Below are 6,297 nucleotides of genomic sequence, written 5' to 3' on the forward strand. Positions count from 1 at the left end.
ATGGTTACGCGACCTCTTAATGTTACTTTGGTTTTGTAGGAATTCATTGAATCTACTTTCCCCAATCGGTTCCGCGTGCTAGCCTTGGAAGCGGATTTACGTCTATATACAAAATGCATTCGGCGTCTGGTCCGTAAGGGCCTTGAAGTATTTCGGTTCCGTCGGCATCGATGGCCAGCGAACATCCAACGCACTTTCTGCCTTTCCAGGGACCGTCACTTATCCAGCCCACATTGCTTGCTCCGAAAATTGCGGTGGAAAATTTCTTGGCAACAGGAATGTAGCTGGCACGCCACACGCCTCCGTAAGGATCGACATCATTATCATGGTCCGCCGGCCTTGCCCAGGCGCAGGGAGATAAAATGACATCGGCACCCATATAACAAAGCGAACGGGCCAGGACCTGGTCATTGGCAAAACCATCGGCACAGATCATCAGCCCAAGCGTGCCAAACTCGGTCTCGACGACATTGAGTCTGTCTCCTTGATCATAATACGGATGACCAATTTCCAGTTCGTTTAATTTGCGATGCTTCAAGAGAACCTCGCCTTCTTTGTCTATGATTACCGCAGCGTTGTATGTTCTCTCGCCTGCCTGTTCGGTGATGCCTGCACATACATAGACCCCATTGTCTTTCGCAGCCTGGCTGAGTGCCCGGCAAGGTCCGCCTTCGGGGATGGGTTCCGCCAACTTCAAAGCGGAGGGATGCGTCCAACCGAGATCCAGGCATTCGGGTAAGAGGACAACTTCAGCTCCATGCGTGGATGCTTCCTTGATGAGTTCAATGGCATGGGCAATGTTGGCAGATTTCTCACCACCCTTCACCAGCATTTGGACCATCGCCAATTTAAATGGTTTTGGCATCGATCTTAGACGTCCAACAACCACCGTGCCTTCTCGGAAATGCGATCAAGAGTTTCCTGGCGGATCAATTCCTGTTGTGGGGTTTGTTGAGGTTGGTCTCGTGCGCAAAAGTAACTGTGAATGGCGCGACGAGCCTGGTCGGTATTGTTCGTGGTTCCGCCATGCCAGATATGCGAATTAAAAACTACGGCTGTTCCTGCTGGCGCCTCGAGTATGATTTCATCGGGGTGGGGTGCCTCAGGATCTTCCATCACTTCCTCCGGTACCTTTCCACAGAGGTGTGATCTGGGAACGAGTCGTGTCGCTCCATTCGCTACCGAGAAATCGTTCAGCAACCAGATTGAGTTACAGACTTTAAAATCACCTGGACCAACGGCTTCTTTCCAATCGACATGCAATTTCTGTAAACCCAAGCCGGGTCTGGCAGCACGGTAATTAAGAGAAGAGAGTTTAACCTCGGGTCCCAACACATGATAAACCGCAGCGAGCAATTTCGGATGAGTATAAAGTTTGTCGAACACTCCGCCCTTGTTAACCAGGTTGGCCAGGCGATCGGCTCCAGCTTCTTTTGGATGCTTTATATGTTTGGATTGAAAGAGCTCAAAACCACCTTCATCACCTTCCTCAACTATCAGTTCTTTAATGCGCGTTCTTAACGAACACAACTCCTCGTCGCTTAGTAGTTTCCCAAGCGATAAATAGCCTTGGCTATCCAGTGTTTCAGTTTCCGATTTTGTGAGCATAACAAGTCTTCGATAAGGAGTATTCTTGAAAAAAAATAACAGCCGTACTCATGAATAACTCAAATCAATTTTGTAATCCTGGAAAATGAGCGAACCCTAAGCTCCCTTCACCGTGCTGTTCTATCTCAGATGAGATGGATTCCAGTCCAGGGTCAAAACCCTATCGAATATAAGGTCTCTCTCCGTGCTTGCCCTTCGTAACTGGCGGCGCGTACCAGGATGCGATCGCGGGTGATAACAGGCGTCGCGAATATTTCGTTGCCTAGCTGGTTTTCTGCAACGAGCTCCAGTTTTTCGGGATTGGGCTTGATCACGAAGATCTTCCCTTCTTCGTTGGCATGGTAGATATGTCCGCCGGCCAATATCGGTGAGGAGCTCTCCGGGCCTTTCGGCAATCGCTCACGCCAGCGTAAATTTCCGTCCGCGATGTCCCAACAATGCACGACTCCGCCTTCTGCGATTCCATAGAGGTAATTGCCCACAAGGACCATCGATTGTTCGTAACATTTTACTGGATTACTCCAGAGGATCTTCTGACTTTCAACATCGATGGCCCAGGTCTCCTGGTCGGGATAGCCGCCTGAGGCAAAAACCACTCCGTCTTTCCAGAGCACCGTATTGGCAATCAAAGGATCCCCTCCTTCAACCGACCAAAGTTCCTTTCCGTTTTCCGGATCGTAGCCAACAACCCGATCGGCACCGTTGAGCACGATTTGCTCTGTTCCGTTGATGTCGGCCAGAACCGGCGTCCCATGCGAAGAGCGCTCCGCCAGCCGAACTGTTCGCCATACTTCCTTGCCGGTGTCGCAATCGAACGCGGCTATATAACCTTCACCCTGGCTTTCGGAAGCAACCACGATATTCCCGCCAGCCAGCAATGGAGACGTTCCATACCCGAAGGCACGCTCTGGATAAAACCGGCCCACATCCTTCCGCCACAATTCTTTTCCGTTTAAATCCAATGAGAACAGATGTAACCGATCACCCGCTACAAAAAACACGACATAGATGCGCTCGCCGTCGCTAGCCACACTTGCCGATGCGTGGGTATTTTTTTTATGGATCGTGCTGGGCAACTTTCCTTCGAGGAGAATGCTTTCCCAAAGAAGCTCGCCACTTTTGAACGAATAGCACAGTACCGATTGCGTCCCTTCATCCTCCCTGGCCGTCGTCAGAAAAATACGATCGCCCACTACAATCGGAGTCGAATGTCCTCGGCCCGGCACCGGCGTTTTCCACTGAACATGCTTGGTATCAGACCACTCGACGGGAAGCGTCTGTCCCGCTTCCGCTACTCCGATTCCATAAGGTCCCCGCCACGAAAGCCAATCACTGTCAGATGCAGCCATCGCAGGGTTATAGGTGAAAAAGACAAGCACTGTTGCGCCAATGAGTATTCGAGGTATACAACTTTTCATAGGAATTTAAGTGGCTCCAAGAATCATACCGGTTCCAGAAGATGTCACGTAAATACCACTGCGATCCAGGCCCCGCTCGAAATCAATTAGGCCTGGTATCTTTTAGTTAATTTTGAACAGGAAAACAGAGATAACGGAGGAAGACTTTAAATTCTTACACCCTGGGAACGCCGAGCCCCAGCTCGGCACATTCGGATCTATCGGTCTCTCCGTTTCCTCTGTTTTCTTGTTCAAAAAATAGATTTTATTCGTTCTTACACCACCGAAAATCTCCATACCCCATCAACCTCTTCTCGTTGGATTTTCTTGCTCGCTTCCAACGAGTCGAGATGAGCCATGGTTTCGGCAATAGCAAAGGTAGATTGGTGGGCATTCAACTCCCCTAAACGAAAAACGGCTTGGCTCACTCCATTGGCCGAAATACCGGCTGATTGCTCTACCGCTTCAAAGGTTTTAGCCAGTCGTTCCTTGTGATGCGCTAACATCTCAGCGATGCGCTGCTGCCAGTCATAAATCAACCACTTGTGACCGGGGTAACCGACCCGGACATCATAGTTCCGGAGCTGGCCCAGTGAATCAAGGTAGCGTTGTAACACCCCAGGCACTGTATCATGCCAATAGCCGATATTGGGTGTAATCTTCATCAGCAGTTGATCGCCGCTTAAAAATAGCCGGTCAGCTGGATCGTAAAAGATCATCTGTCCGTCTGCATGACCCGGGGCATGAATGACCTCCCAATTGCGATTTCCCATCTTCAATGTCCCGGTATACGGAATCGGAGTAAATAGCGGGTGAGGCGAGGTTTTGGTTCCGGTGCTCCTCGTCGTGTTGGTAACCACTTGGGCGTATTCAGCGGAGATACCAGCAGAGATAAAAAAACGGGTCATCGCATCGAGCGTTTTTTCTTTTTTTACTTTATCCCAAAGACCCAAGAACCTTTGATAGTCTTCGGCCGAGACGTAAACGGGCACCTGCTTTTCGGAAGTGCTAAATTGCTCCTGGAGCCAGCCGGCCATTCCAAAATGATCAGGGTGGACATGAGTCACAACGATCTGCTCTACATCGGTCGCACCGATTCTCAACTCCGAAAATGTATCCTCCCACAATACACGAGCTTTTGAAATGTTTAGTCCAGTATCGACCAAGGTCCACCCGTCGTCTCCTTGAATTAAATACACATTAACGTGGTCCAGTGCATAGGGCAACGGCAGGCGCAGTTGCCAGATATCCTCTTCCAGTTTGATCAGAGGGTGTTCCTGCGAATTCCAGTCTTTTTCGTTATACATAAGCTGCGCGGACAGGTGAAACATCCAAGTTCTTAACCGGATCCGTGATGTTCGAAACAGATAGAGAGACCTCACACGACGTCAAGAGACTTCACAGAACGAGCTATGCTTCCTTCCCGGACAACTTATGTTACTCCGCCATCCGAGATCTACACCTTTGCTACTAAATTACCGGAGGAATGACGGGTCCATTTTGAATCAAAGGTGATGTCTCGTTCGCGGACAAATGAACTGGTTGCCCCGATCAGAGTCATAAAACAAAATTCAGGATTCGCCGTTTCCTTAATTTTTTTTCATTCGGTGTAGGAGTGAATGGCGCTTTTTAGCTTCACTGTTAAAAGGGCTTCTTCCAGGCATTAATTCTATTAACCTGCACGATATCAACCAGTGTAACCATGAAACTCATTTTCCTTTCTTTTCAGATTTGTTGGGCGATCCTTTCATTTTGTATCATTGGCGTGCTATTTGCGAATGCCGTTAATCGAGAGAAAGCCGATAGAGAGAAAGCCGATAGGGTCAAGAGAAAGCCGATAGGGTCAATAGTCAATTGTCAAGATGCGAACGGATCTTGTCAATAATGGAGAGAAAGCCGATAGGGTCAATAGTCAATTGTCAAGATGCGAACGGATCTTGTCAATAATGGAGATATGACCCCATTCGCTCTCCCCTTGTCAATAATGGAGATATGACCCCATTCGCTCTATACCTTGTCAATAATGGAGATATGACCCCATTCGCTCTCCCCTTGTCAATAATGGAGATATGACCCCATTCGCTCTATACAAAGTCATTGCGCAGTGGTGGCAGCTGGGGCGAGCCAAGGTGCTCGTGATTGCCACGGGATTGGACGAGCTCGAGCAAACGGATTCGGGTAGGCAATTGGTCCGCCTTGTATGTAGTTATGAATATATAGATGAATCATTCGTAATTCGTTGCAATATAATGATTAGCGGAAATATCCAACCTACAGTAAAAAAGCGATGAAGATGCGTGTTGTCAATGCTTCTGCATACCGGTTGTATTAATCCACGAATACAACGTTTTTCGCGTAATTCCGAGAGCCCGAGCGGCAGCGGCCTTGTTGCCCCCAGATGCTTTGATAGCAGCTGCGGCAGTGGCTACTCGCTGGGCCGCTATCAGGCGATGGCCCTTCGCCTTGGACTGAACGGTTGTCGGCACGTCCGGTCCCGTGTCCATGTCATCAGACAACCAGGGCTTAGGTTGAAAGTTCGAGCCAGTTAGCACCGAGCCGTCTTCAAACAAAGCTGCTTGCAAAAGCGTATGCTGCAACTCGCGTACGTTGCCTGGCCAACCATGGAACGAGAGTTTTTCATGAAACGATGCCGATAGTCCCACCAGCTGCCGTCCTAATCTCAAGCTAATGCGCTGCAGAAAAGCGTCTGCCAGAAGCGGTAAATCATCGATACGAGACCGAAGCGGTGGCAGCGTGATCGTGAATTCGTTGAGACGGAAATACAAATCAGCTCGAAACCTCCCCGCCGCCAAGCTCGAGGCTAGATCGATATGAGTGGCTGCGATGATTCGGACATCCACCGGTCTCGGTGTCTCGGCGCCAACTCGGACAATCTCGCGTTGCTGCAAGACACGAAGCAGAGCCACTTGTCCATGCATGCTCAAATCGCCAATCTCGTCGAGAAGGAGGGTGCCGCCATCCGCGAGCTCAAACTTGCCCAAGCGGCTACGGTGGGCACCGGTAAAGGAACCTTTCTCGTGTCCGAATAGTTCGCTTTCAAGAAGCGAGTCGGGAATCGCGCCGCAATTTACGGTCACGAAAGGTCCTGATGAACGAGGGCTAAGACGATGAAGCAGGGCCGCGGCTATCTCTTTACCCGTGCCCGTTTCGCCGGAAAGACACACATTTACTTCCGTCGAGCCCACTCGCTTAATCAGGCGAAACAATTCAAGCATCGGAGAACTACGTCCGATCAACTCGCCTAGCCCTTTTGGCATTGAATTCCAATCAT

Annotated in this window: 5 protein-coding genes; all 5 read right to left on the bottom strand. The window is 49.8% G+C overall.

Annotated features, from left to right (window positions below; all coding sequences use genetic code 11):
* Positions 1-52: 52 nt before the first annotated feature.
* Positions 53-865: a carbon-nitrogen hydrolase family protein gene (locus O3C43_07260; protein ID MDA1066284.1), complete on the bottom strand. Its 813-nt coding sequence runs from the start codon at positions 863-865 to the stop codon at positions 53-55.
* 5 nt (positions 866-870) lie between these two features.
* A complete protein-coding gene (locus O3C43_07265) occupies positions 871-1,608 on the bottom strand; it encodes a phytanoyl-CoA dioxygenase family protein (protein MDA1066285.1) in 738 nt (245 codons plus the stop codon).
* A gap of 152 nt (positions 1,609-1,760) precedes the next feature.
* Positions 1,761-3,026 (bottom strand): PQQ-binding-like beta-propeller repeat protein, encoded by a 1,266-nt coding sequence (locus O3C43_07270; GenBank protein MDA1066286.1) that lies wholly within the window; start codon positions 3,024-3,026, stop codon positions 1,761-1,763.
* A 254-nt stretch (positions 3,027-3,280) separates the two neighbouring features.
* The gene (locus O3C43_07275) at positions 3,281-4,312 is read right to left on the bottom strand and encodes an MBL fold metallo-hydrolase (GenBank protein ID MDA1066287.1); all 1,032 of its coding nucleotides are present in this window, start codon (positions 4,310-4,312) and stop codon (positions 3,281-3,283) included.
* A gap of 996 nt (positions 4,313-5,308) precedes the next feature.
* The coding region (locus O3C43_07280) for a sigma-54 dependent transcriptional regulator (GenBank protein MDA1066288.1) at positions 5,309-6,297 on the bottom strand (989 nt) is incomplete at its 5' end.

Source organism: Verrucomicrobiota bacterium (genome assembly GCA_027622555.1).
Lineage (GTDB): Bacteria > Verrucomicrobiota > Verrucomicrobiia > Opitutales > UBA2995 > UBA2995.